Annotated in this window: 27 protein-coding genes, 1 pseudogene and 1 riboswitch; of the genes and pseudogenes, 8 read left to right on the top strand and 20 right to left on the bottom strand. The window is 72.1% G+C overall.

Annotation, left to right across the window (positions count from 1 at the left end; genetic code table 11):
* Positions 1-18: 18 nt before the first annotated feature.
* The 4 genes from AC5L30_RS29525 to AC5L30_RS29510 form a co-directional block, all read right to left on the bottom strand.
* Positions 19-2,016: an acyl-CoA dehydrogenase family protein gene (locus AC5L30_RS29525; RefSeq protein WP_494871242.1), complete on the bottom strand. Its 1,998-nt coding sequence runs from the start codon at positions 2,014-2,016 to the stop codon at positions 19-21.
* A 104-nt stretch (positions 2,017-2,120) separates the two neighbouring features.
* On the bottom strand, positions 2,121-2,624 hold the full coding sequence (locus AC5L30_RS29520) for a DUF6328 family protein (RefSeq protein ID WP_494871241.1): 504 nt from the start codon (positions 2,622-2,624) through the stop codon (positions 2,121-2,123).
* 139 nt (positions 2,625-2,763) lie between these two features.
* On the bottom strand, positions 2,764-3,513 hold the full coding sequence (locus tag AC5L30_RS29515) for a sugar isomerase domain-containing protein (RefSeq protein WP_494871240.1): 750 nt from the start codon (positions 3,511-3,513) through the stop codon (positions 2,764-2,766).
* Positions 3,514-3,560: 47 nt separating this feature from the next.
* Positions 3,561-4,391, bottom strand: a complete 831-nt coding sequence (locus AC5L30_RS29510) for an alpha/beta fold hydrolase (protein WP_494871238.1) — start codon at positions 4,389-4,391, stop codon at positions 3,561-3,563.
* Positions 4,392-4,498: 107 nt separating this feature from the next.
* A riboswitch (TPP riboswitch) is annotated at positions 4,499-4,603 on the top strand.
* A 76-nt stretch (positions 4,604-4,679) separates the two neighbouring features.
* On the opposite strand from AC5L30_RS29510, the gene AC5L30_RS29505 reads away from it, so the two are divergent.
* The 3 genes from AC5L30_RS29505 to AC5L30_RS29495 all read left to right on the top strand — a co-directional run bounded on the left by AC5L30_RS29505 (position 4,680) and on the right by AC5L30_RS29495 (position 7,612).
* Entirely contained in the window at positions 4,680-5,267 is a 588-nt protein-coding gene (locus AC5L30_RS29505) for an ECF transporter S component (protein ID WP_494871237.1), read from the top strand.
* 117 nt (positions 5,268-5,384) lie between these two features.
* Entirely contained in the window at positions 5,385-6,815 is a 1,431-nt protein-coding gene (locus AC5L30_RS29500; protein ID WP_494871236.1) for an ABC transporter ATP-binding protein, read from the top strand.
* Positions 6,812-7,612: an energy-coupling factor transporter transmembrane component T family protein gene (locus AC5L30_RS29495; RefSeq protein WP_494871235.1), complete on the top strand. Its 801-nt coding sequence runs from the start codon at positions 6,812-6,814 to the stop codon at positions 7,610-7,612. The genes AC5L30_RS29500 and AC5L30_RS29495 overlap by 4 nt, the downstream gene beginning before the upstream one ends.
* A gap of 235 nt (positions 7,613-7,847) precedes the next feature.
* On the opposite strand, the gene AC5L30_RS29490 is transcribed toward AC5L30_RS29495, so the two are convergent.
* A complete protein-coding gene (locus AC5L30_RS29490) occupies positions 7,848-8,291 on the bottom strand; it encodes a hypothetical protein (protein ID WP_494871233.1) in 444 nt (147 codons plus the stop codon).
* A 291-nt stretch (positions 8,292-8,582) separates the two neighbouring features.
* On the opposite strand from AC5L30_RS29490, the gene AC5L30_RS29485 reads away from it, so the two are divergent.
* Positions 8,583-8,879 carry a thiamine-binding protein gene (locus tag AC5L30_RS29485; protein WP_494871232.1) on the top strand — a complete coding sequence of 99 codons (297 nt, stop codon included), beginning with the start codon at positions 8,583-8,585 and terminating at the stop codon, positions 8,877-8,879.
* 189 nt (positions 8,880-9,068) lie between these two features.
* Positions 9,069-10,511, top strand: coding sequence for an NADP-dependent phosphogluconate dehydrogenase (gene gnd, locus AC5L30_RS29480; protein WP_494871231.1), 1,443 nt, complete (start codon positions 9,069-9,071; stop codon positions 10,509-10,511).
* A gap of 121 nt (positions 10,512-10,632) precedes the next feature.
* Here gnd and AC5L30_RS29475 read toward each other — a convergent pair whose 3' ends face one another.
* The 5 genes from AC5L30_RS29475 to recO all read right to left on the bottom strand — a co-directional run bounded on the left by AC5L30_RS29475 (position 10,633) and on the right by recO (position 13,820).
* Positions 10,633-11,394 (bottom strand): pirin family protein, encoded by a 762-nt coding sequence (locus AC5L30_RS29475; protein WP_494871229.1) that lies wholly within the window; start codon positions 11,392-11,394, stop codon positions 10,633-10,635.
* Entirely contained in the window at positions 11,391-11,618 is a 228-nt protein-coding gene (locus tag AC5L30_RS29470; protein ID WP_091409742.1) for a thioredoxin reductase, read from the bottom strand. Before AC5L30_RS29470 ends, AC5L30_RS29475 begins: the two co-directional genes overlap by 4 nt.
* 261 nt (positions 11,619-11,879) lie before the next feature.
* Positions 11,880-12,065 (bottom strand): hypothetical protein, encoded by a 186-nt coding sequence (locus tag AC5L30_RS29465; protein WP_030336441.1) that lies wholly within the window; start codon positions 12,063-12,065, stop codon positions 11,880-11,882.
* Between the two features lie 71 nt (positions 12,066-12,136).
* On the bottom strand, positions 12,137-12,949 hold the full coding sequence (locus AC5L30_RS29460; protein WP_091409745.1) for an isoprenyl transferase: 813 nt from the start codon (positions 12,947-12,949) through the stop codon (positions 12,137-12,139).
* A gap of 4 nt (positions 12,950-12,953) precedes the next feature.
* Complete coding sequence (gene recO / locus AC5L30_RS29455; protein ID WP_494871227.1) at positions 12,954-13,820, bottom strand: DNA repair protein RecO; 867 nt, start codon at positions 13,818-13,820, stop codon at positions 12,954-12,956.
* A gap of 102 nt (positions 13,821-13,922) precedes the next feature.
* On the opposite strand from recO, the gene AC5L30_RS29450 reads away from it, so the two are divergent.
* The gene (locus tag AC5L30_RS29450) at positions 13,923-14,729 is read left to right on the top strand and encodes a DUF4097 family beta strand repeat-containing protein (protein ID WP_494871225.1); all 807 of its coding nucleotides are present in this window, start codon (positions 13,923-13,925) and stop codon (positions 14,727-14,729) included.
* Here the strand turns inward: AC5L30_RS29450 and AC5L30_RS29445 are convergent.
* The 8 genes and pseudogenes from AC5L30_RS29445 to AC5L30_RS29410 all read right to left on the bottom strand — a co-directional run.
* Positions 14,716-15,306, bottom strand: a pseudogene (locus AC5L30_RS29445) (acyltransferase family protein); the annotation flags it as partial. The gene AC5L30_RS29450 and the pseudogene AC5L30_RS29445 overlap by 14 nt on opposite strands.
* A gap of 110 nt (positions 15,307-15,416) precedes the next feature.
* Positions 15,417-16,313 carry a GTPase Era gene (gene era, locus AC5L30_RS29440; RefSeq protein WP_494871262.1) on the bottom strand — a complete coding sequence of 299 codons (897 nt, stop codon included), beginning with the start codon at positions 16,311-16,313 and terminating at the stop codon, positions 15,417-15,419.
* 5 nt (positions 16,314-16,318) lie between these two features.
* The gene (locus tag AC5L30_RS29435; protein WP_494871224.1) at positions 16,319-16,705 is read right to left on the bottom strand and encodes a cytidine deaminase-like protein; all 387 of its coding nucleotides are present in this window, start codon (positions 16,703-16,705) and stop codon (positions 16,319-16,321) included.
* A complete protein-coding gene (locus AC5L30_RS29430) occupies positions 16,698-18,122 on the bottom strand; it encodes a hemolysin family protein (protein WP_494871261.1) in 1,425 nt (474 codons plus the stop codon). Before AC5L30_RS29430 ends, AC5L30_RS29435 begins: the two co-directional genes overlap by 8 nt.
* Positions 18,098-18,571, bottom strand: coding sequence for an rRNA maturation RNase YbeY (ybeY, locus tag AC5L30_RS29425; RefSeq protein WP_030491788.1), 474 nt, complete (start codon positions 18,569-18,571; stop codon positions 18,098-18,100). The genes AC5L30_RS29430 and ybeY overlap by 25 nt, the downstream gene beginning before the upstream one ends.
* A gap of 15 nt (positions 18,572-18,586) precedes the next feature.
* Entirely contained in the window at positions 18,587-19,645 is a 1,059-nt protein-coding gene (locus AC5L30_RS29420) for a PhoH family protein (protein WP_494871223.1), read from the bottom strand.
* Between the two features lie 130 nt (positions 19,646-19,775).
* Complete coding sequence (locus AC5L30_RS29415; RefSeq protein WP_494871222.1) at positions 19,776-21,176, bottom strand: serine hydrolase domain-containing protein; 1,401 nt, start codon at positions 21,174-21,176, stop codon at positions 19,776-19,778.
* Positions 21,177-21,252: 76 nt separating this feature from the next.
* Positions 21,253-21,612, bottom strand: a complete 360-nt coding sequence (locus tag AC5L30_RS29410) for a histidine triad nucleotide-binding protein (RefSeq protein WP_196919275.1) — start codon at positions 21,610-21,612, stop codon at positions 21,253-21,255.
* 98 nt (positions 21,613-21,710) lie between these two features.
* On the opposite strand from AC5L30_RS29410, the gene AC5L30_RS29405 reads away from it, so the two are divergent.
* Both AC5L30_RS29405 and ppk2 read left to right on the top strand, forming a co-directional pair.
* A complete protein-coding gene (locus tag AC5L30_RS29405) occupies positions 21,711-22,472 on the top strand; it encodes an SDR family NAD(P)-dependent oxidoreductase (protein ID WP_494871221.1) in 762 nt (253 codons plus the stop codon).
* 72 nt (positions 22,473-22,544) lie between these two features.
* Complete coding sequence (ppk2, locus tag AC5L30_RS29400; RefSeq protein WP_494871220.1) at positions 22,545-23,456, top strand: polyphosphate kinase 2; 912 nt, start codon at positions 22,545-22,547, stop codon at positions 23,454-23,456.
* A gap of 20 nt (positions 23,457-23,476) precedes the next feature.
* On the opposite strand, the gene AC5L30_RS29395 is transcribed toward ppk2, so the two are convergent.
* Entirely contained in the window at positions 23,477-24,211 is a 735-nt protein-coding gene (locus AC5L30_RS29395) for a 16S rRNA (uracil(1498)-N(3))-methyltransferase (RefSeq protein ID WP_494871219.1), read from the bottom strand.
* Position 24,212: 1 nt separating this feature from the next.
* Complete coding sequence (dnaJ, locus tag AC5L30_RS29390) at positions 24,213-25,358, bottom strand: molecular chaperone DnaJ (protein ID WP_181518639.1); 1,146 nt, start codon at positions 25,356-25,358, stop codon at positions 24,213-24,215.
* Positions 25,359-25,413 lie beyond the last annotated feature (55 nt).

The following is a 25,413-nucleotide window of genomic DNA, read 5'->3' as shown; positions in this document are numbered from 1 at the left end:
CAGGTTGGTCGGCGCGGTCTACGGCTTCGGGGGGATGCGGCGGCGGACGTCCTCGGCGGTGGACGGGCCGGGCGACCAGCGGGCCACCCAGGGCAGCTCCTCGGACGGGGTGAGCACGCCCTCCTCCAGGCCCGCGTAGCGGCCGGCGAGGATGCGCTTCGCGGCGGCGGTGTCGACCGAGTCGGTGTTGTCCCAGAGCGCGGCGAACAGGGCGTCCACCCGCACCCGCGCCTGGCGGCAGAACAGGTCGGCCAACTCGACGTTCTCCGGGCGGCTGTCCCGTTCGGCGGTGGCTCGGACGCAGACCGCGGACATCGCGAACAACTCGGCGCCGATGTCCACCACCCGGCCGAGGAACGCCTGCTTGCGCTCCATCTTTCCCTGCCAGCGGGACATCGCGTAGAACGTCGACCGGGCCAGCTTGCGTGACGAGCGCTCCACCTGGCGCAGGTGCGCGGCGAGCGGGCCGAACTCGGCGTACGCCGAAGGGCTCTGCCCCCGGCCCACGGCGAGGGTGGGTAGCCACTTCGCGTAGAAGGCGCCCGCTCGCGCGCCGGCTCGGGCCTTGCGGCCCAGCCCCGCGTCCGGGTCGATGATGTCGCCGGCCACCGACAGGTGGGCGTCGACCGCCTCCCGCGCGATCAGCAGGTGCATGATCTCGGTGGAGCCCTCGAAGATGCGGTTGATCCGCAGGTCGCGCAGCATCTGCTCGACGGCGGCCGGGCGTTCTCCCCGGGCGGCCAGTGAGTCGGCCGTCTCGTAGCCGCGCCCGCCCCGGATCTGGATCAGCTCGTCGGCGATCTTCCAGGCCATCTCGCTGGCGTACAGCTTGACCAGTGCCGCTTCGATCCGGATGTCGTTGCGGTCGTCGTCGGCGAGCAGGCAGCAGAGGTCGAGCATGGTCTCCATGCCATACGTGGTGGCGGCGATGAAGGAGAGCTTCTGCGCGACCGCCTCGTGCTCGCCCACCGGCCGTCCCCACTGGACCCGGTCGGCGGCCCACCCCCGGGCCACGTTCAACGCCCACTTGCCGGCGCCCACGCACATGGCCGGCAGCGAGAGCCGGCCGGTGTTCAGGGTGGTCAGGGCGATCTTCAGCCCCTTGCCCTCACCGCCGATGACGTTCTCCGCGGGGACGATCACGTCGTGGAACCGGGTCAGGCTGTTCTCCAGGCCACGCAGGCCGATGAACTCGTTGCGCCGCTCCACGGTGATGCCCGGGCTGTCGCCGTCCACCACGAACGCGGTGATCCCGCCCCGACGCCCCTCCGTGGCCGGCACCCGGGCCATCACCACCAGCAGGGTGGCCACGATGCCGTTGGTGGCCCAGAGCTTCACCCCGTTGAGCCGGTAACCCGTGCCGTCCTCGGTCGGTTCGGCGATGGTGGCCAGCCGGGCCGGGTCGGAGCCGACGTCGGGCTCGGTGAGCAGGAATGCGGACACCTCGCCGGCGGCGAGCCGGGGCAGGAAGCGTTGCTTCTGCTCGGCGGTGCCGAACATCTTCAGGGGCTGCGGCACACCGATCGACTGGTGTGCCGAGAGCAGCGCCCCGATGGCCGGGCTCACCGAGCCGGCCAGCATGAGCGCCCGGCAGTAGTGCAGGTTGCTCAGCCCGAGCCCGCCGTACTTCCGGTCGATCTTCATGCCGAACGCGCCGAGGTCGGCCAGGCCGTGGAAGACCGAGTCGGGTATGGACCCGTCCCGCTCGATGGCCGCGCCGTCCACCTCGGAGGCCAGGAAGGCGCGGAACCGACCAAGGAACTCCTCCGCCCGAGCCACGTCGTCCGGGTCGGATCGCGGCCACGGGTCGATCAGGTCGAGCCGGAACCGGCCGAGGAACAGCTCCTTGCCGAAGCTGGGCCGGTCCCAGGTGGATTCGCGGGCGGCCTCGGCGACCTGCCGGGCCTCCTTTTCGGTGACCTGCCCGGCTTCCGCGGGCAGCGGCGCGGCGGCACCGGCGGTGGTTTCGGAGTCGGGGCCGTCCGGTGCCGGTCGGCCATCCTGCGTCGTGGTCACGGCTGCCCCCTCGAAGCTCGGTGCGGCTGCGTCGACGTGCGCGACTACCGCCACGCTACCCCCGGTTGTTACCCAGGGGTAGCGCTGTGTGCAGATCCGCGCGGTCAGTGGCCAGTGGTCGTCTCCGGGTCGTCGTCCTCGTCGTCGATGTCGTCCTCACCCCAGTTGCGCCGAGCGAACGGCAGCAGCATCCAGAAGGTGAGGAACCAGAGCCCGGTCAGGGCGCTGAGCACGAAGGCGATCGGCCGGTCCAGCACGAAGTCGGTGATCAGCAGCACCGCGCTGACCATCGCGATCAGCATGAAGGCGAGGCCGCCGGTGGCCATCCGGTGCGCGAAGCGGACCAGCTCCGGTTTGCGCCCCTGCCGGAACAGCGCCCGGTGGAATGCCACCGGCGAGATGATCAGTGCGGTGGCAGCGGCCGCCGCGAGCAACGAGACGATGTAGACGTCGCGCTGGAACTCCGTGGTTTCGGTGAACCCGTTGCTGAACGGCAGGGTGAGCAAAAAGGCGAAGAGGATCTGCACGCCGGTCTGGGCGACCCGCAACTCCTGCAGCAGGTCGGCGAAGTTGCGCTGCCAGCGCTGCTTCTCGGTCTCCTTGGACACGCGCTACCTCCGTTGAAACGCTACTGCCGGCGGTCCTGGCCGCCGGCAGCAACGCCAATGCCCCACCCGGCCGAGCGCGAAACACATTCACGACACCTGCCGTTCATCTCGGCGACGCAAGTCGGCCGCCGGGGCCGTTTCAGGACCCGCGTCGGATCCGGCCCGCGTACCGCGCTTCCAGCTCGTTGTTGTGCGCGTCGCCGTCCGGAATGTTGGCCGACAGGTAGACCGGGGGCCGCTCCCCCGCCGCCAACAACCGCGCCACCACCTCCACGGTCACCTGCTGCGCCAGCAGCGCCGCGGTGATCGAGGAGACCGCGCCGACCGCCCCGCCACCGGGCAGGGGCAGCGTCGCGTCGCCGTACGGCGCGCCGTTGTCGAGCACCACGTCGGCGAGGTCGCTCAGCTTGCGCCCGGACGGGTGCCGGGAGGTCATCCGGCCGGAGTGCTGCACCGAGGTGATCGCCACCAGCCCGTGACCACGCTCCTTCACCAGCGTGGCGAACTCCACCATCGCGCCGTTGACCCCGGAGTTCGAGGCGAGCACGAAGACGTCGGTGGGGCGTACCGGGGCCAACTCGTAGAGGCGGTGCGCGACGGCCGGGTCCCGTTCCAGCAACGGGCCGAGCCGTTCGGCCGGCTCGCCGCCGAGCAGCACCAGGTCACGTAGCGCGATCCGGTTGGTCGGCACCAGCCCGCCGGCCCGCCCGGCGATCTCCATGGCCAGGGCCTCCGAGTGCCCGGTGCCGAACGCGTGCACCACGCCGTCGGCTCGGACGGCCTCGGCGATCAGGTCGGCGGCCCGCCCCACCGCCTCCCGCTGACTGGCGGCCACCCGGCCGATCGTCTCGGTCACCACGGCCAGGTAGTCCTCGGCACTCACCGTCATACGTCCTCCGTCGTTCGATGTGGCTTTCCCTCGCTGACCCGCACGACTCAGGCCGTTCCGCCGGCTCGGGCCAGGATCGCCTCGGCGAGCGGGGCCGGCGCCGCGTCCGGGATCCAGTGACTCACCCCGGGTAGCTGCACGAAGCGGTAGTCGCCGGTGACGTTCGCCGCGCACGCCTCGGCGGCGCTCCGGCCGATGGCGACGTCGCGGTCGCTCCAGACGTACGTGGTGGGCACCGCGACCGGGCCGACGGCGGCCAGGTCGGCGCGGGACATCGCCCGGTACCAGTTCAGCGCGGCGGTGAGCGCCCCGGGCTGGCGCATCGGGTCGGCGTACCGGTTCACCCGGGACGTGTCGCCCACCCCGCCGAGCAGCTTGCGCAGCGCGGTGGCGTGCCACGCCAGCAGCACCTTCTCCGCCTTGTCCGGCTTGCGGAACAGCGCGATGTACGACGAGCGGGCCTTCTGTTGGGCGTCGGTGCTCAGGGCGTGCGCCATGGCCGCCGGGTGCGGTACGGACACCGCGGTCAGCGTGTGGACCCGCTCGGGGTGCCGGGCGGCAACCGCCCAGGCCACGACGGCGCCCCAGTCGTGGCCGACCAGGTGAGTGGCGTCCAGCCCGAGCGCGTCGAGCACCGCCACCACGTCGGTGACGAGCTCGGGGATCCGGTAGTCGGCCACCGCCGAGGGCCGGGCGCCGGGTGAGTAGCCGCGCTGGTCCAGCGCGTACGTGCGCAGCCCACTCGCGTGCAGCGTCGGCACCACGTCGTCCCACTCGCCGCTGTGCTGCGGGAAACCGTGCAGCAGCAGGACGGGTACGCCGTCCGTCGGACCGCCGACGGTCACCTCGAACGTGAAGCCTCGCGCGTCAACCCGCATGATCGGAAGCGTACCCAGACGGCGGCGCGCCGGCCGCTCCCGCAGGTCAGGCGGATGCCCTGCTGGGCCCGCGCCCCTGGTCGGTGTTAGCGTCAGCGAGACAACTTCATATCCGACAGGGGAGCGCACAGCGCTGAGAGTGCGGGCACGCCCGCAGACCCTCGAACCTGATCTGGGTAATGCCAGCGCAGGGAGTTCGGTCGACCTCCAGCCGCGCCGCAGTCCGGTGCCACCGGACGCGGCGTGCGTCTTCTCCTGGTTCTCTTCACTTGGAACTGGGAGCAAACCATGGACAACACCACCAACCGTTGGCGCACCATCGACATCGTGGTCGCCTCGGTGATCGCGGTCGCCTTCGGCGTCATCTTCTGGGCCTGGGGCCTGGTCTGGAGCGCCACCGAGGGCGCGTTCGCCTTCTTCCCGCCGGCGCAGACGCTGCTCTACGGCGTCTGGCTGATGCCGGCGGTGATCGGTGGGCTGGTCATCCGCAAGCCCGGCGCCGCGCTCTACTGCGAGACCGTGGCGGCGGTCCTGTCCGCGCTGCTGGGCAGTCAGTGGGCCGGCACGGTGATCCCGCAGGGGATCGTGCAGGGCATCGGCGCCGAGCTGGCCTTCGCCGCCTTCCGGTACCGGTCGTTCCGGCTGCCGACCGCGGTGCTCGCCGGTGCGCTGACCGGCCTCAGCGCCGCGCTGTTCGACTTCTTCGTCTGGAACGTCGACTACGCGCTGACCGACTACCGCATCCCGTACGCGCTGCTCACCATCGTCAGCGCCACCGTGATCGCCGGTTTCGGCGGCTGGCTGCTGACGAAGGCCCTGGCCAACACCGGCGTCCTGGACCGCTTCCCGGCAGGCCGGGACCGAGCCCTGATCTGACCCCCACCGACTCGCGTTGATCAAGAGGTTCGCGTCAACGGAAGGCGATTTTCTGACGCAAACCTCTTGATCAACGCGGGGTGGGCGGGGGCCGGAACCTGGGAGGGGGTGGGTTTGGTGGGCGGGGTACTGCTGCGGGGGTTCGGGTGGCGGCACGCTGGGCGACGCGCTTGGGCGGTGCGCGGGGTTGACCTGCGGGTCGAGGCCGGGGAGCGAGTTTTACTTCTTGGGCCCTCCGGGGCTGGTAAGAGCACCCTGCTCAGCGCGTTGGCCGGGCTGCTTCCCGAGGACTCCGGCGAGCAGGAGGGGACCGTCGAGATCGACGGGCTCGACCCGCGCAAGGGGCGGGAACGGGTCGGCATCGTCTTCCAGGACCCGGAGACCCAACTGGTGATGGCGCGCTGCGGCGACGACGTCGCGTTCGGGCTGGAGAACCGGGGAGTACCGGCCGACGAGATCTGGCCCCGGGTGGACGAGGCGCTGCACCGGGTCGGCTTCCCGTATCCCCGCGACCGCCACACCGCGGCGCTGTCCGGCGGCGAGCAGCAACGCCTCGCCCTGGCCGGCGCGCTGGCCCTGCGCCCCGCCCTGCTGCTGCTCGACGAGCCGACCGCCAACCTCGACCCGGCCGGGGCCGACCTGGTCCGGCACGCGGTGGCCGGCGCTCTGGACGCCGACACCACGCTGATCCTGGTCGAGCACCGGGTCGCCGAGGCACTTCCGCTGGTCGACCGGGTGGTCGTCCTGGAACCGGGCGGCGGCGTCCGCGCGGACGGCACGCCCGAGGCGGTATTCGCCGCCCACGGTGCCGCCCTGGCCGCCGAGGGGGTCTGGGTACCCGGTCACCCGATCGCGCCCCGGGCGGCCACCGCCGGCCCCGGGGAGCTGTTGCTCACCGCCGATTGGCTCGGCCTCCCGCCCCGGCTGGGCCGCACCGACCTGGTCGTACGCGCCGGTGAAGCACTCGCCGTACGCGGACCGAACGGTGCCGGCAAGTCCACCCTGGCGTTGCTGCTCGGCGGTCTGCTCCGGCCGGGCAGCGGGCGGGTCACCGCGTCCGCCGAGTTGGCCGGCGCGGACCATCGCACTCCCCCGCACCGGTGGCGGGCGCCCGCGCTGGCGCGACGGATCGGGTCGGTCTTTCAGGATCCGGAGCACCAGTTCGTCACCAGCACGGTCTTCGACGAGCTGGCGCTCGGCCCGCGCCGCACCGGTCAACCCGAGGGGGCCGTCAAGGAGACGGTGGCCGGGCTGCTGGAACGGTTGCGACTGGCCCGGCTCGCCGCCGCCAACCCGTACACCCTCTCGGGTGGCGAGGCGCGGCGGCTGAGCGTGGCGACCGCCCTGGCCACCGCGCCACGCCTGCTGATCTGCGACGAACCCACCTTCGGCCAGGACCGGCGGACCTGGCGGGAGCTGGTCGACCTCTTCGCCGACCTGCGCGACGCCGGGCACGGCGTGGTCACGGTCACCCACGACGCGGACTTCGTGGCCGCGCTCGCCGACCGCACCGTCACCCTGCAACGCGCCCCGGACGACGACCGATGATCAGCATCGAGCCGGTCGCCGCGCCGGGCGCGCCGTTGGCCCGGCGCAACCCGGTGGCGAAGGTCGCCGCCGCACTGGCCTTCTCGTTCATCCTGCTGGCGACCCTGGACCCGGTGGCCCCGGCGATCGCCATCGCCCTCGAACTGGCCGTCCTGCCGCTGTTCGGCATCCGCTACCGGGTGCTGGCGCGACGGGCCTGGCCCTTGCTGCTCAGTGCCGCCGGCATCCTGGTCACCCTGGTGCTGTTCGCGGCCGACCGGTCCGGCCGGGTCCTGCTGGACGCCGGGCCGGTGCTGGTGAGCACCGGCGTCCTGCTCACCGCGCTCGGCCTGGTGCTGCGGGTGTTCGCGGTGGCGCTGCCCGGTGTGATCGTCTTCGCGACCACCGACCCCACCGACCTGGCCGACGCGTTGATCCAGAACGCGAAGGCGCCGGCCCGGTTCGCCATCGGGGCGCTGGCCGCGTTCCGGCTGGTGCCGCTGCTCGGTCAGGAGTGGCAGATGATCAGCATGGCTCGGCGCGCCCGGGGCGTCGACGCGGGCCGCAATCCGGTGGCGAAGCTGCGGCTCTTCGCCTCCACCGCGTTCGCGCTGCTGGTGGGGGCGATCCGTCGAGGCACCCGGCTGGCGGTGGCGATGGACGCGCGCGGCTTCGATGCCGGCACCCCCCGTACCGTCGCCCGCCGGCAGCACTTCACCCGCGCCGATGTCCTCCTCATCGTCGGCGCGGTCGTCCTCGCCGCAGCCGCCCTCGCCACCAGCGTCGCCGTGGGCGCCTTCCGCCCCCTGATCAGCTGACCCAAGCCGCGCCCCGCCCGCCGCCCGCCGCCGGCTGCCGGCTGCCGGCTGCCGGCCAGCAAGATCCGCACAACCCAGCGCGCCCCTGCGCCGGCCCCGTCGATCTTGCGGTTTCTGTCGCTGTTTCATCCCGATATGCCGGTTACACGAGGACAGAAAGTGCAAGATCGCGGGGCAGGCGGCGCGGGGCCGGGCTGGGACGGCCGCGCGGGGCGGGCGGGGTGGGGTGGTTCGATCAGCTGCGGCGGAAGGCGTAGCGGCGGGCCTGGCCGGCCTGCTGGCTGCGGCCGCCGCCGGAGCGGTTGCCGCCGCCCTGGGGCGGGCCGGCCGTCGGTGCCTTCGGTCTCCCGGTCGGCTTCGGCAGATCTCCCACCGCCGGCGCGTGGACAACCGCCGGCACGTCGACCGCTGCCGGCACGTCGACCGGCAGCGCCACCTCGTCCAGAACGGCCGCCGGCAGTGCCGGTTCGGCCAGCGCCGCCAGCAGCGCCGGCTCGACCAGCGCCGCCGGCTCGACCAGCAGCGCCGGCTCCACCAGCATCGCTGGCAGGGGCGGTTCGACCGCGCGGTCGAGGACGGGGAAGGTGGGTGGGAGCGGGCCGTGGCCGGCCGCCGGGTCGACGCCGAGCGGCGTCGTTCCCGGGGTACGGGACTTCTTCGGGTTACGCCTGGCAGGCATCCGGGCCTCCTTCAATGCCGACCGGCACGGCCGGTCCCGCGCTGCGGCGGTCGGTCGGATCGGCTGGTGACCGCCGTTGCGCGACGGTCGAGTGGGGAAGGGACTGCTCACCGGGGTCAGGCAGGGCCAGCGCCGCCGAATGGCGGGGAGGGAATGCGGGACGCCCGGGAGCGCACGGACCGCGACGCGGGACGGCGGGCCGGCTCGGAAAATGGGGCGTCAGTTACGCATGTCCGTACCGTAGCCACCACCCGACCGACGCGCATCCGTTTTTACTGGCACGATCGGCACATGCTGATCGCGTTCTCGATCACCCCGCTCGGCGGTGACGACTCCGTGGGTGACCTGGTCGCCGAGGCGGTGCGGGTGGTCCGGGCGTCCGGCCTGCCCAACCGGACCGATGCCATGTTCACCACTGTCGAGGGCGAGTGGGACGAGGTGATGGCGGTGGTGAAGCAGGCGGTCGACGTGGTCGCCGCGCGGGCGCCCCGGGTGAGTGTGGTGCTCAAGGCCGACGTCCGGCCCGGGGTCACCGACGCGCTGACCGAGAAGATTGCCCGTATCGAAGCCCGTCTCGCCGAAGACTGACGTGCGCGGCGCGGGATGACGAGACGTTTCCCTGCACCGGCTCACCCGACCACCGCCGGAAGCCCGAGCCGCCAGCGGCAACGTCCACATCACGTGCAGTAACGGGACGTCGATCACTGGTCCGTATCGGCTCACATCACGGTAAGTTTCCAAACGCTGATAGTGGTGTGACGAGAGGTGGCGGCACGAATGGCTGATCAGGCGAGGGCACAAATCGGTGTGACCGGGCTGGCGGTGATGGGTCGCAATGTGGCCCGCAACCTGGCCCGCAATGGCTTCACGGTGGCAGTGCACAACCGCTCGCCGGAGCGCACCCGCAGCCTGGTCGCCGAGCACGGCGACGAGGGCACGTTCGTGCCGGGCGAGACGATGGCCGACTTCGTGGCGTCACTGGAACGGCCCCGCGCGGTCATCGTCATGGTCAAGGCCGGCGCGCCCACCGACGCGGTGATCGACGAGTTGGTGCCGCTGCTCGACGAGGGCGACATCATCGTCGACTGTGGCAACGCCCACTTCGCCGACACCCGCCGCCGTGAGGAGGCGCTGCGGGCGCAGGGGCTGCACTTCAGCGGCACCGGCGTCTCCGGCGGCGAGGAGGGCGCGCTGCGCGGGCCGAGCATCATGCCGGGCGGCTCCGCCGAGTCGTACGCGAAGCTCGGGCCGATGTTCGAGAAGATCGCCGCCCAGGTGGACGGTGTGCCGTGCTGCACGCACGTCGGGCCGGACGGCGCCGGGCACTTCGTCAAGATGGTGCACAACGGCATCGAGTACGCCGACATGCAGCTCATCGCCGAGGCGTACGACCTGCTCCGGGCCGGCCTGGACGCGACGCCCGCCGAGATCGCGGAGATCTTCCGGGAGTGGAACAACGGCGAGCTGGAGTCGTTCCTCATCGAGATCACCGCCGACGTGCTCGCGCACACCGACGCGGCGACCGGCCGGTCGTTCGTGGACGTCGTGCAGGACCGGGCCGAGCAGAAGGGCACCGGTCGGTGGACCGTGCAGAGTGCCCTGGACCTGGGCATCCCGATCACCGGGATCGCCGAGGCGACCTTCGCCCGCTCGCTCTCCGGGCACGTCGACCAGCGTGAGGCGGCCCGCCGGGCGTTCCCCGACGCGGGTGACAAGTGGCAGGTCACCGACCGGGACACCTTCGTCGAGGACGTCCGCCGGGCGCTGCTCGCTTCCAAGATCGTCGCGTACGCGCAGGGCTTCGACCACATCCGCGCGGGCAGCCAGGAGTACAACTGGGACATCGACCTCGGTGGCACCGCGACGATCTGGCGGGGCGGCTGCATCATCCGGGCCCGCTTCCTCAACCGGATCCGCGAGGCGTACGACGAGCAGCCCGACCTGCCGACGCTGCTGGTGGCGCCGTACTTCGCCGAGGCGGTCAGCGCTGGCGTGCCGAGCTGGCGGCGGGTGGTGGCCGACGCCACCCGGGCCGGTGTGCCGACGCCCGCGTTCTCGTCGTCGCTGGCGTATTTCGACGCGTTGCGTGCGGAGCGGCTGCCCGCCGCGCTGATCCAGGGTCTGCGGGACAACTTCGGCGCGCACACCTACCAGCGGGTGGACCGCGACGGGTCGTTCCACACCACCTGGGCCGCCGACCGCACCGAGTCTCCGGCGTAGCCGGCGCGGCGCCCTGCGCCGCCGTGATCGTGCTCGATCCTTGATGTGGTGGTCTCCCCCGGTGGGAGGCCACCACATCGGTGTTCGGGCGAGAACATGGGGAGGGCCTCGCGGGTGGCGGTCAGCCGACCGTGGCGTGCATCTCCCAGACCAGGATCTCGGCCGGTTCGTCGGCGGTGACCCGTCGGCCACCGGTCATGGTGAGCCGGACGGCGTCGCCACTGCCGAGCGGGCCGCTGCCCTCCAGGTTCACCGTGCCGTTGGGCACGTAGACGTGCACGTAGGGCGCGTCGGGGATGGTGATCTCGTCGCCGGGGGCGAGCCGGGCGGCGTGCAGGGTCGCGTACCGGTTGCGGATCCGGATCGCGGACGCGCCGTCGTAGCGGTCCATCCCGGAGGCGATCGGCACCAGGCCCCCGCGGAGCAGCTCGTCCTCGATCTCCAGCTGCTCGTAGCCGGGGTCGACGCCCGGCTCGTCGGGGAGCACCCACATCTGCACGAAGTGCACCGGGTCGCTGTGCGGCTCCTGGTTGTTGAGTCGCCAGGCGTCGTTCTTCTCCGAGTGCAGGATGCCGGTGCCGGCGCTCATCCGCTGAGCCAGACCCGGGTAGATCACCCCGGAGTGCCCGGTGGAGTCCTGGTGCACCAGGGAACCGCGCAGCACCCAGGTCACGATCTCCATGTCCTGGTGCGGGTGGGTCTCGAAGCCGGCCCCCGGTCGGACCACGTCGTCGTTGTTGACCAGCAGCAGGCCGTGGTGGGTGTTGGCCGGGTCGTAGTGCCGGGAGAACGAGAAGGAGTGCTTGGAGTCCAGCCAGGAGATCCGGGTGGCGAAGCGATCATCAGCACGGCGGACGTCGACCGCCGGCGCGGGCGCGGTCACCAGGCACGCTGCCCGGCGTCAGGGGTCGACGGCGCCCAGGTCAGGGCCGGCTCACCGGTGGCCAGTTCGGCGATCTCACCGGTCCGCAACTGCGGTGTGTGACCGAACTCGGCGCAGTGCTGCTCGGCGATCTCGGCGCAGATCTCGGCCACCTGCTCGCAGATCGGGTCGCCCAGGTCGGCGGCGTTCAACGCCATGATCATCTTGAATCGGAGATCCCGCATTCCCACCCCAACCGCCGTCGTCCCACCACCTCCGGACCCTACCCGCCACCACCTCGCCAGACGCCGAAACAACCAACCCACCCCACCCCACCCCGGTCGCGTCGATCATGGAGTTGTGGTGGTGAACGAAAGTCGCGCAAGCGGCCGAACCGGCCACCACAACTCCTTGATCAACCGAGTGAGGCGGGGTTGGCGGGGGTGAGACGGCGGCACCGCCCCGCACGTTGTGTGCGAGGCGGCGCCGGGACAACTGGGGGTTGGTCAGAAGAAGCGGCGGCGCTTGGCCTTCTGCGGACGGATCAGGTCCGCGCCCTTGGTCAGCAACCGGGTCGCCCCGGAGGGACCACGCCGGGCCTCCAGGGTGTGGCTGAGCCGGCGGGCACCGGCGGCGGCCAGCGGCACCGCGATCGCCATCACCGCCCACTGGGCAATGCGCTTCTGGATCATGTGGGTTCACCTCCGTCAGTGGCTTCTGACGACTCTGATACCCAGAGTGACGTGCGGGTAAGCGCGTCGGCTCAGATAACCGGGGCGACCGGGTTGGGCAGCGCGCCGCCGAAGCGTCGGTCCCGCTGGGCGTACAGCTCGCACGCGTACCAGAGGTGGCGGCGGTCGAAGTCGGGCCAGAGCGTGTCCAGGAAGACCAACTCGGCGTACGCGGTCTGCCAGAGCAGGAAGTTGGAGATCCGTTCCTCCCCGGAGGGGCGCAGGAACAGGTCCACCTCCGGGATCTCCGGGTGGTAGAGGTACTTCGCCACGGTCTTCTCGGTGACCTTCGCCGGATCCAGCCGGCCGGCAGCCACGTCCCGCGCGATCGCGGCGGCGGCGTCACCGATCTCGGCCTGCCCGCCGTAGTTGACGCAGAACTGCAGGGTCAGCGTGGAGTTGTCGCGGGACATCTCCTCGGCCGTCTGCAACTCGGAGATGACGCTCTTCCACAGCCGACCGGGCCGGCCCGACCACACCACCCGTACGCCCAGGTCGACCAGCTGGTCACGGCGGCGACGGATCACGTCCCGGTTGAACCCCATCAGGAACCGGACCTCGTCCGGCGAGCGCCGCCAGTTCTCGGTGGAGAACGCGTACGCCGACAGGTACGGGATGCCCATCTCGATGGCACCCTCGATGGTGTCGAAGAGGCTGTGCTCCCCCGCCTCGTGCCCCTTCGTGCGGGGCAGCCCGCGGTCCTTGGCCCAGCGGCCGTTGCCGTCCATCACCACCGCCACGTGCTTCGGCACCGCCTCGGTGGGCAGCGCCGGGGGTCGGGCCCCGGACGGGTGTGGCACCGGTGGCGTCGGCTCGCGCCGGCCGGCCTTCTTCGATCGGATCACTCGGTCACTCCCTGTTCGCGCCGTCCGCCCCGGCCTCGACGTCGCCGCGTGGCCGGAGCACCACGGCCCCGGTGCCTTCCGGCGGTGAGGCCGCGCCGGCCGCCGAGGAACCCCGGTCGACCAGCGGCAGCGAGCGTAGCGCGCGTTCCAGGTGCCACTGCAGGTGAGCCGCGACCAGCCCACTGCACTCCCGACGTACGGCGGTGTCGGTGGCGTCGGCGATCATCCAGTCGCCGGTGGTCAGCGCGGACATCAGATCGATGGTGGCCGGCGCGGGATGGGCCGCCCCGGGTGGCCGACAATCCGGGCAGACCGCGCCGCCGGCCGGTACCGAGAACGCCCGGTGCCGCCCGGGCGTGCCGCAGACCGCGCAGGCGACCAGCGCCGGCGCCCAGCCGGCCAGGGACATTCCGCGCAGCAGGTACGCGTCGAGCACCAGGGTGGTGGCGTGCTCGCCCCGGGACAGCGCCTTCAGCGCGCCGATGGTGAGCTGGAACAGCCGCAGCGACGGCTCCCGCTCCACCGGGGTCAGCCGCTCGGCGGTCTCGGCGATCGCGCTGGCCGCCGTGTAGCGCGGATAGTCACCCAGGAACCGTTTGCCGTACAGGTCGATGCCCTCGACCTGGCTGACGGTGTGCAGTGAGCTGCCGTGGTTGCCCTTCGGGTCACCGGCGAGCTGGAGGTCGACGTGGCCGAACGGCTCCAGCCGGGCCCCGAACTTGCTGGTGGTGCGGCGGATCCCCCGAGCCACCGCGCGCAGCCGGCCGTGCCGGCGGGTGAGCAGGGTGATGATCCGGTCGGACTCGCCGAGCTTCTGCACACGCAGCACCACCGCGTCGTCGCGGTAGAGCTGTCGGCGATACCCGGCCATCGGGCCATTCTCCCTCGGGGTGTGAAATCAGGGTTGGTTCGGGGTGCAAGCGCGGATGAACCCCGATGCGGCCGACTCGTGCCCGGTCGTAGCGTGCTGGTCATGGCACTACAGCTGACCACCACCCCGCGCCGTCGTCGCGTCGCCGCTCCCGTCGCGCTCGGGCTCGCCACCACCCTCATCGTGCTCGCCGGGTGCGACAACCTGGCCATGCGCCGGCTCGACTACGACGACACCGAGGCGGTGAAGATCACCACCATCCGGGTGTTGCCGGGCGCCGGTGACGTGATCGTCCGCGGCACCGGAAAGGCCGCCGAGGCGCGGATCAAGCGGGTGGTGCGCTACCAGGGTGGCGAGCCGGAGGCCCGGTACGAGATCAAGGGCAGCGAGTTGGTGCTGGACACGGACTGCGGTGACCGGTGCAGCGTCTCCTACGAGGTGGCCGTGCCGGAGGGCGTGACCCTTCAGGGCGAGTCCGGTTCCGGCGACGTCGAGTTGAGCCGCGTCGGCGCGGTGGATCTGCGGCTGGGGTCCGGTGACGTTCGGATCAACGGCGCCTCCGGCGCGGTCGGGGTGGAGACCGGATCCGGGAACATCGAGGTGAGCGAGGCCAGCGGCGCGATCCGCCTGCGCGCGGGCTCAGGGGACATCACGGCGCGTCGCCTCGCTGGCGCGGCGGACGCCGAAGCCGGCTCCGGAAACGTCACCATCGAGCTGGACAAGCCCGCCTCGGCCCGGGCGCACGCCTCCAGCGGCGATGTCACGATGCTCGTACCGGCGGGCAGGTACCAGGTGCGCTCCAGCACCGGTTCCGGCGACGCGCGGATCACCGTCACGCACGACCCGGCCGCGACCGACGTGCTTGACGGCTCGGCCGGCAGCGGCGACGTCGCGATCAGCCAGCGCTGACGTCGCTCCGTGCCGCCGCAGCCCGCTGCGGTGGCACCACCCGCCCGAGCGCCCCGAACGGCTCCTCGTCGGGATGATTGCTCCGCTCGGTGTCGCCACGCTCGGTGTCGGGTCGGTCGGCCGGGTCGGCGGCCCGGACCGAGCCACCGGGGATCAGCTCCGGGCGGCGGCGGGCGGCGACGTCCTCGACCCAGCCGACGGCCAGGGTGACCAGCCCGACCAGGGCGAAGACCAGCAGCACCCGGATGGCCAGGCCCACCGGGTCCTGGTGAGACCAGCCCACCACGTCGACCAGCGGAGTGAGCGCCACCACGAACGGCATGTGCCAGAGGTAGGCGGTGAGCGCCCGCCGGTTGAGCACGGTCACCGCCCGGTCGACCGGTCGGCTCCGGCTCAGCCAGGCCACCCCGCCCGGCGCCCGGCCCAGCACGATCAGGATGAACGCGGCCGACCAGAGGGCGTTGCCCAGCGGGTTGTCGTTCAGGTCGTACCCGCGCGGGCCAGGATGCCCGACGATCCAGGCGCCGCCGCCCACGGCGAGGGCGAGCAGGGTCGGCAGCGGGGCCCGCCGGAACAGCCACGTCGCGCACGCACCAAACGACAGCGACCTCAACCCAACGTGAACATCCTGCGCCGCCAGACCGAAGGCGCATCACGCCGCCGGTCGGGCACCGCCGACGAGGTGGGTCAGAAGCCCAGCTTGCGCAGTTGCCTCGGGTCGCGCTGCCAATCCTTCGCGACCCGCACGTGCAGGTCGAGGTAGACCCGGCCGCCCAGCAGTTCCTCGATCTGCTTGCGGGCGTTGGTGCCGACCTCCTTGAGCCGACTCGCCTTGTGCCCGAGCACGATGGCCTTCTGGCTGGGCCGCTCCACGTACAGGTCGGCGTAGATCTTCATGACCTGACCCTCGGGGATCATCTCCTCCACCACCACGGCGATGGAGTGCGGCAGCTCGTCGCGGACCCCCTCCAGGGCGGCCTCCCGGATCAGCTCGGCGACCAGCACCTGCTCGGGATCGTCGGTGAGCATGTCGTCCGGGTAGAGCTGCGGCGACGGCGGCAGGTAACTGGTCATCACGTCGACGAGGGTGTCCACCTGGTGCCCGGAGACTGCGCTCACCGGCACGATCTCGGCGAACTCCCCCATCTTGCTGACCGCCAGCAGCTGCTCCGCCAGGCGACGCTTGTCCACCAGGTCGGTCTTGGTGACCACCGCCAGCACGGTCGCCTTCAACCCGGCCAGCTCGCCGGTGATGAACCGGTCACCGCGCCCGACCGGCTCGTCGGCGGGGATGCACAGGCCGATCACGTCGACCTCGGTCCAGGTGGACCGGACCAGGTCGTTGAGACGTTCGCCGAGCAGCGTACGAGGACGGTGCAGGCCCGGCGTGTCGACGAGGACCAGCTGCGACTCCGGCCGGTGCAGCACCGCCCGGATGACGTGCCGGGTGGTCTGCGGCTTGTTCGAGGTGATGGCGATCTTGGTGCCGACGATGGCGTTGGTCAGCGTGGACTTGCCGGCGTTGGGACGACCGACGAAACAGCCGAACCCGGCCCGGTACGGTCGTGCCTCCGGATCCTGCACCGGGCTCACTCGGTCACCGTGCCGAGGACCGTGCCGTCCGGGGCTGCCACGTGGACCGGTGCGTCCGCCGCCAGATCCCGCACCGCCGAGTGCCCGGCGCCGTCCAGCGTCGACGCCTCGGTCACCACCACCGCTGCCTCCAGCCGACTCGCCCCGGCCGCCACCGCCGAAGCGACCGCCAACTGCAACGCGGTGAGCGTCAGCGACGGCAGCGCGACACTGGCCGCCGCGTACGTCCGGCCGTCCTGGTCGCGGACGGCGGCGCCCTCCACGGCGCCGACCCGCGCGCGGGCTCCCCGGGCCAGGACGACGAGCTTGCCGTCCTCGGCGCTCAGCGCGCCCGACGCGGTGGGGGTGGGCCGGGCGGCAGGCGCGGCGGGTGTGTCAGGCATCGGCGGGTTGCCTCTCGTCGTCTCGATAGTTGTCCGTGTCGTCCCCGGGGCCGGCGTGCTCGCCGCGCCCCGCGGTGTCCTGCTCGTGGCCCGACTCCACCCGGCTGACCAGGACGGTGTCGATCCGGTTGCGTCGGCCGGTGGTGCCCTCGGCGACCAGGCGGAGACCGGCGACCTCGGCCTCGGCACCCGGGATCGGCACCCGCCCCAGCGACTGGGCGAGCAGGCCGCCGACCGTCTCCACCTCGTCGGTGGGCAGGTCGGTGTCGAACATCTCGCCGAGATTCTCCACCGGCAGGCGAGCGGTCACCCGCACCGAGGAGTCCGCCAGACGTTCGACGGGCGGGCGCTCGACATCGTACTCGTCGGTGATCTCACCGACGATCTCCTCCAGGATGTCCTCGATGGTGACCAGACCACCGGTGCCGCCGTACTCGTCGACCACGATGACCAGGTGATTGCGGGCCGCCTGCATCTCGGACAGCAGGTCGTCGACCGGCTTGGACTCCGGTACGAAGGTCGCCGGGCGCATCAGCTCGGCCACCGGCAACTGCTCGGCCCTCGGGTCTCCGCCGCGGGAGCGCCGGATCAGGTCCTTGAGGTAGAGCACACCCAGCACGTCGTCGACGCTCTCGCCGATCACCGGAATGCGGGAGAAACCGGACCGCAGGAAGAGCACCAGCGCCTGCGCGAGCGTCTTGCCCTCCTCGATCCACACCATCTCCGTACGCGGCACCATCACCTCGCGGGCGATGGTGTCGCCGAGCGCGAAGACGGAGTGGATCATCTGGCGTTCGCCGTGCTCGACCACACCGCGCTGCTCGGCCAGGTCGACCAGCTCCCGCAGCTCCACCTGGGTGGCGAACGGGCCCTCCCGGAAGCCACGCCCCGGGGTGACCGCGTTGCCGATCAGGATCAGCAACGACGCGAGCGGGTTGAGCGCCCGGCCCAGCCAGCGGACCAGCGGCGCCACCGCACGACCCACGGCGTAGGCGTGCTGCCGGCCGATGGTGCGCGGGGCGACGCCCACCACCACGAAGCTGACCACTGTCATCGCGCCGGCGGTCACCAGCGCGGCCCGCCAACCGGCGCCGAAGCTGTCCACCGCCACGAGCGCCACCAGCGTGGTCGCGGTCAGCTCGGCGAGCAGCCGCAACAGCAGGAGCAGGTTGAGGTGCCGGACGACGTCGCCGGCCACGACCTGGAGGGTGCGGGCGCCGCGCACCCCGTCGCGGGCGAGCTCGGCGGCTCGGGCCGGTGAGACCGCGGCGAGGGCCGCCTCGGTCATCGCGATCAGGCCGGCCAACACCACCAGGCCGGCCGCGAAGACGATCAGCTGGAGGTCGGGGAGGCCGGCGGTGGCGCCGGCCGCCAGTAACGGAGAAGTGGACATCACTGGGTGCGGGTCGACCGCCAGCTCGCCAGCAGTCGAGCCTGGAGTGCGAACATCTCCCGCTCCTCCTCCGGCTCGGCGTGGTCGTAGCCGAGCAGATGCAGCACCCCGTGCACGGTGAGCAGGTGCAGCTCGTCGGCGGGCGCGTGCCCGGCGGTCGCCGCCTGCTTGGCCGCCACCTCCGGGCAGAGCACGATGTCGCCGAGCAGGGCGGGCTCGCCGCCGGCCGGTGCGGACTCGCCCGGGCCGTGGTCGACGCTGCCCTCGTCCATGGGGAAGGCGAGCACGTCGGTCGGGCCGTCGCCACCCATCCAGCGGTGGTTCAGCTCGGTCATGTAGTCGATGTCGACCAGCAGCACGGACAGCTCGGCGAGGGGGTTGACCCCCATCTCGTCGAGGGCGTGCCGGGCGACGGCGAGCACGGCGTCGGTGTCGACGTCGACACCGGACTCGTTGGCGATCTCGATGGACAACTGCTTTCCTCTGCTTTAGCGGCGGCGGGCGGCCCGGCCGCCCTGGGCGGGTCGCCCAGGCACGGCGTGAACGCCCTGCGCCTGCTGGTTCTCCCGCTCGGCGTCCCAGCGGGCGTACGCGTCGACGATCTCCCCGACCAACTGGTGGCGGACCACGTCGGAGCTGGACAACTGGGAGAAGTGCACGTCATCGACGTTTTCCAGGATCTCCCGGACCACCCGCAGGCCGCTGCTCGTCCCGCCGGGAAGGTCCACCTGGGTGATGTCACCGGTCACGACGATCTTGGAGTTGAAGCCGAGTCGGGTGAGGAACATCTTCATCTGCTCGGGCGTCGTGTTCTGCGCCTCGTCCAGGATGATGAACGCGTCGTTGAGCGTCCGACCCCGCATGTAGGCGAGGGGGGCGACCTCGATCGTGCCGGCCGCCATCAGCTTCGGGATCGTCTCCGGGTCGAGCATGTCGTGCAGCGCGTCGTAGAGCGGGCGCAGGTACGGGTCGATCTTCTCGTTGAGCGTGCCGGGCAGGAAGCCCAGTCGCTCGCCCGCCTCGACCGCCGGCCGGGTGAGGATGATCCGGTTGACCTGCTTGGCCTGCAACGCCTGGACGGCCTTCGCCATCGCCAGGTAGGTCTTTCCGGTGCCGGCCGGGCCGATGCCGAAGACGATGGTGTGGGTGTCGATCGCGTCGACGTACTTCTTCTGCCCGAGCGTCTTGGGGCGGATGGTGCGCCCGCGCCGGGAGAGGATGTTGAGTGTCAGGACCTCGGCGGGCCGCTCGGCGCTGCCCTGCTCGAGCATGCCGACGGTACGCCGGACGGCGTCAGTGGTCAGGGTCTCGCCTTTCTCGATGAGTTCGAGGAGCTCGCTGAAGACCCGCTCGGCGAGAGCATTGTCCGCAGGGTCACCGGTGATGGTGATCTCGTTGCCGCGGACGTGCACGTCACTGTTGACCGAGCGTTCGACGAGTCTGAGGATCTCGTCGCCTGCGCCGAGCAGATTGACCATGATCTTCGGGTCGGGCACGGTGATCCTGGTCTGCACCCGGGGCGGGCCGGGAGGTGGGGTGCCGGTCATAGGTTGGGCCGAAGGGCCCTGCGCACCTGCTCTCGATCTCGGCGCCGGCCTGCTGGCCTGGCGTGCGGACGTTACACCCATCGTATCGGTTCAACGCGGGCCGCATCGCGCCCATTTCCGCTGGCCGCGATCAACTCCCGGCCCGGAAGTCGTACCGGTCGAAGGTCTCCTGGTGTCGGGTGAACCGATACGTCGCCCAGTGCATCCGGACCACCGCGCCCGCCTCGTCCCGGGTCAGCCGCAGCAGTTCACCGGCTTCCCGACCGGAGACCGTGCGGAACACGTCCGGCTGGTCCGCCAGCGGGGTGAAGATCGCCGGCGGACGTCCGGCCGGGTCACCGACCCCGCGCGCCCGCAGGGTGCCGTCGTGCCAGGAGAAGACGTACTCGGAGCCCTCGCCCCACCAGCGGCCGAGCGCACCCCGCAGGGCGGCCGGCGCGGGTGCGCCGGGCCGCCAGGGCTCGATCTCGGCCGGGTCGTACTCGACCGCCGCGGCGAGCAGCCGGTGCGGCAGATCGAACAGTTCGGTCGCCGTGCCGGACGAGCCGAGCACCGCGGCGCCCATCGCTCCGGCCGTGCCGTCACCTCCGCGCCGGCCGTACACCCCGGCGAGGAAACCGGGCATCGCCCCGTCGTGCCCCACGTGCATCACCCGCTCCCCCTGCGGGATCAGGATCAGCCCGAGCCCGAAGCCCGCGCCCCAGAGCGTCTCGTCGGTGGTGGTCAACGGCCAGCGCATCTCGTCCAGGGTGGTCGGGGCGAGGACCGCGCCGGCCGGGTCCAGCGCGGCCGGATCGGCCAGGAACGCCGCCCAGCGGGCCATGTCGGTGGCGGTGCTCCAGAGCTGGGCGGCCGGGCCAACCGCGCCGAAGTCGGTCGGCGGTTCCGGGTGCGCCTCGTCGGAGTACGCGTCGACCAGGAACCCGGTGGCCGCCGTCGGCCGCGGGGTCACTGTGGTGTCGGTCAGCCCCAGCGGCGTCAGGATCCGCTCGGTGAGCGCCTGCGCCCAGCTCCCGCCCCGAAGCCGGGCGACGAGTTCGCCGAGTACGGCCAAACCCAGGTTGGAGTAGTGGAACCGACGGCCGGTCGGCAGCACCCGCTCGGCCCGGTCCAGCTCCGCGACCAGTTGGTCGGCGTCCGGCGCGCGCAGGCTGTCCCAGACGTCGCCGAACGGCTCGCGTTGCAGACCACCGGTGTGCGACAGCAACCGGCGTATGGTCAGCTCGCCGTGCGCCGGGAGGTCCAGGTGCCGGCCCACCGGGTCGTCCAGGTCGAGCAGCCCGTCGTCGCGGCACTGGAGGACCAGCACCGCGGTGAACGTCTTGGTGACCGAGCCGATCCGGAACTGGGTGCCCGGCCCCAGCGGGCTGTCGGTGCCGGTCTCGCCGACGGTGCAGCTCCAGAGCGGTCGGTCGGCCCGGTGCAGCGCCGCCGACACCGCCGGCACCCGGGCTTCGGCCTGCACCCGTCGCACCAACCGGCTCAGGTGCTCATCGCCGCGACCGTCGGGCTCGGGGCCGCGCTCGCTCACGCCGCCGCTCCGCCTCGCTGCGCGCCGGCGCGCAGCGCCGCGCTACTGAGCCTGCTGGTTCGCTCGCTGCGCTCGCTCACGCCAGGTTCCGGGCGAGCATCGGGCCGAGCGGCGCACCACCGAGCAGGTGCGCGTGCGCGTGGAAGACCTCCTGCCCGCCGTACGCGCCGGTGTTGAACATCAGCCGGAAACCGTCGCCGAGCAGGCCCTCGTCCTCGGCCACGGCGGCGGACGTCGCCAGCACGTCGGCGGCCAGCGCCGGATCACCCTGGGCGAGGGTGGCGACGTCGGCGTAGTGCTCCTTCGGAATGACCAGGACGTGCACCGGCGCCTTCGGGTCGATGTCGCGGAAGGCGAGCGTGGTGTCGGTCTCCCGGACCACGGTGGCCGGGATCTCCCCGGCGACGATGCGGCAGAACAGGCAGTCGGATCCCATCGGGGCAGTGTAAGGACTAACGGGCCGAGGGCGCTCCGGCGCAGCATGCGCCGCCGGCTTGTTCGCCGGGAAGGTGCGGCTGAGGCAGGATGGCCGGCATGACGGATCGGGCGGTACTCGTGACCGGGGCCTCGCGCGGTATCGGCCGCGCGGTGGCGAAGGCGTTCGCGGCCGGCGGCGACCGGGTGGCCATCCACCACCGCGACTCCGCCGACGCGGCCGAGCAGCTGTGCGCGCAGCTGCCCGGCGCCGGGCACGTGGTGGTCCGCGCCGACCTCACCGATCCGGACGCGGTCCGGGTCATGGTCGACCGGGCCGCCGAGCTGCTCGGCGGGTTGGACGTGCTGGTCAACAACGCCGGGACGTACGGCGACCGGGACGACCCGCACCCGATCTTCGGCGCCTCGTACGAGGAGTGGCAGAAGCGCTGGCGGCAGGTGCTGGAGACCAACCTGACCGGTGCCGGCAACGTCACCTGGTGCGCCGCCCAGCACATGCGCGAACGCGGCGGGCGGATCGTCAACGTGTCGTCCCGTGGCGCGTTCCGCGGCGAGCCGGACCAGCCGGCGTACGGCGCCAGCAAGGCGGGACTGAACGCGCTGGGCCAGTCCCTCGCCGTGGCGCTCGCGCCGTACGGCATCACGGTCGCCACCGTCGCGCCGGGTTTCGTGGCGACCGACATGACCACCGAGCACCTGCGCGGCGAGCGGGGCGCGGCCATTCGGGCGCAGAGCCCGTTCGACCGGGTGGGTCAGCCGGAGGAGATCGCCGCCGCCGTGCACTGGCTGGCCTCGCCGCAGGCCGAGTGGGCCTCCGGCACGATTGTCGACCTCAACGGCGCCTCCTACCTGCGCAGCTGAGGCCGACGCGGCCGGCAGATCACCCGGCCGGGGAGGTGGTTGGCGCTTCGCGGGCGGGTAAGTCCCTCCGACATGGCCGACTCCGCGCTGCTGGACCTCACCGCCGACTACCGGGTGGCCGATGGCCACGACGACGACCCTGTCCTGCTCCGCCCCGACGGCACCCCCGTCGACACCTGGCGCGAGGACTTCCCGTACGACGAGCGGCTGGACCGCGACGACTACGACCGCGACAAGCGGCTGCTCCAGATCGAGCTGCTGAAACTCCAGGACTGGATCAAGGAATCCGGCGAGCGTTTGGTGATCCTCTTCGAGGGCCGCGACGCGGCCGGCAAGGGCGGCACCATCAAACGCTTCATGGAGCACCTCAACCCGCGTGGCGCGTCGGTGGTGGCACTCGCCAAGCCGGACGAGCGGGAAGCCACCCAGTGGTACTTCCAGCGGTGGCTGGCGCACCTGCCGGCGGCCGGTGAGATCGTGCTGTTCGACCGTTCCTGGTACAACCGGGCCGGCGTGGAGCGGGTGATGGGCTTCTGTAGCCGCAAGGAGTACCTGGAGTTCCTGCGGCAGGCCCCGGAGCTGGAACGGATGCTGGTGCGCTCCGGCATCCGGCTGGTCAAGTTCTGGTTCTCCGTCTCGCAGAACGAGCAGCGCACCCGGTTCGCGATCCGCCAGGTGGACCCGGTCCGGCAGTGGAAGCTGTCCCCGATGGACATCGCCTCGCTCGACCGGTGGGACGAGTACACCGAGGCAAAGGAGGCGATGTTCTTCTGGACCGACACGGCCGACGCGCCGTGGACGGTGGTGAAGAGCAACGACAAGAAGCGGGCCCGCCTCGAGGCGATGCGGCACGTGCTGCACCGCTTCGACTACACCGGCAGGGACCCCGAGGTGGTCGGCATCCCGGACCCGCAGATCATCGGGCCGGCCGGGTTGGACCTAGGGCCGGAGGAAGAGGTGGTGCCGGTCTTCCCTCGGCCCTGAACGAGCCAGCCGCCGACGGGTCACCAGCGGCCGAGGCGGGTGGCGAGCACGCTGAGGGCGGCCACCCCGGCGGTGGAGGTGCGCAGCACGGCCGGCCCGAGGCGTACGGGTCGCCCGCCGGCCTCGGCGAAGGCGGTCAGCTCGGCCGGGGCGATGCCACCCTCCGGGCCGACCACCAGCACGATCTCGCCGACGGAGGGCAGCTCTGCGGTGGTGAGCCGGTCCTCGGCCTCCTCGTGCAGCACGAACCCGGCGGCGGCACCGGCGATCCGGCGGGCCACCGTGGCGGTGGACTCGTCCGGCGCGCCGGCCACCACCGGCAGCCATGGCCGGCGGGCCTGCTTCGCCGCCTCCCGGGCGGTGGCCACCCACTTCTCCCGGGCGCGTACGCCCCGGTCGCCGCGCCACTGGGTCACCGAACGCGATGCCGCCCAGGGCACGATCTCGTCCACCCCGACCTCGGTCATCGCCTGCACGGCCAGCTCACCCCGGTCACCCTTGGCGATGCCCTGCACGGTCACCAGCCGGGGTACGGGCGCGTCCGCGTACCCCCGGGAGGTGACGCTGACCTCCAGGGTGCCCCGGCCGACGGCCGTGACCACGGCGGCGGCCGTGCCACCCCTGCCGTCGGCGAGCAGCAGCTCCTCGCCGACGCGCAGCCGCTGCACGGTGGCGGCGTGGTGCCCCTCCGGGCCGTCCAGGGTCAGCGCGTCGCCGGTGGGCAGCGCCTCGACCAGGAACAGCGGTGCGGACACCTCAGGCGTGCCCGTTGAACGCGTCGCGCATCCGGGAGAAGAAGCCGCCCTGCTTGGACAGCTCGGCGACCTCCTCACCGCGGGTCTTGGCGAAGTCGCGCAGCATCTTTTCCTGGTCCGGGTCGAGCTTGGTCGGCGTCCGCACGTCGAGGTGCACGTAAAGGTCGCCTCGGCCGGTGCCGCGCAGGTGCGGCACGCCCCGGGCGCGCAGTCGCAGCGTGCTGGCCGGCTGGGTGCCGGCCTTGACGTCGACGGTCTCCTCGCTGTCCAGCGTCTTGATGGTCAGCCGGGTGCCCAGCGCGGCCGCCGTCATCGGCACGGTGACCCGACAGTGCAGGTCGTCGCCCTTGCGGGAGTACACGTCGTGCGGGCGCTCGTGGATCTCCACGTAGAGGTCACCGGCGGTGCCGCCACCGGGGCCCACCTCGCCCTGCTGGGCCAGCCGGATCCGCATGCCGTCCTCGACGCCGGCCGGGATCTTGACGGTCAGCGAGCGGCGGGTCCGCACCCGGCCGTCGCCGGCGCAGGTGGGGCAGGGGTGCGGGATGGTGGTGCCGTAGCCCTGGCACACGGTGCACGGCCGGGCGGAGACCACCTGGCCGAGGAAGGTGCGCTGCACCGACTGCACCTCGCCCCGACCGCCGCACGCCTCGCAGGTCGCCAGGTGCGTGCCGGCGGCCGTGCCGGCGCCCGAGCAGGTGGTGCAGAGCACCGCGGTGTCGACGGTGATCGGGGCCTCGACGCCGAACGCCGTCTCGTGCAGGTCGAGTTCGAGCCGCAGGATCGCGTCGGCGCCCGGGCGGGTACGCGGCCGTGGGCCACGGGCGCCACCGCCCGCACCCCCGAAGAACGCGTCCATGATGTCCTGGAAGCCGACGAACGGGCCGGCGCCTCCAGGGCCACCCGGGCCGCCGGCGCCGCCGCCACCCGGGGCGAGCGGGTCGCCACCCAGGTCGACGATCTGCCGCTTCCGGTCGTCCGAGAGGACCTCGTACGCGGCGTTGATGTCCTTGAACTTCTCCTGAGCCTCCGGGTCCGGATTGACGTCCGGGTGGAACTGGCGCGCCAGCTTGCGGTAGGCGCGCTTGATCTCGTCATCGGAGGCTTCCCGGCTCACACCGAGGATGCCGTAGTAGTCCCTGGCCACTGCGTTCCGTGTCCTCATGTTCGTCTCGCGTTGCGCCGGTCGGCGGCCGCAGCCG

It is taken from the genome of Micromonospora sp. BQ32 (genome assembly GCF_059358895.1).
Note: the sequence above shows the minus strand (reverse complement) of the source record. Positions and strands in the feature narration are given on the sequence as shown.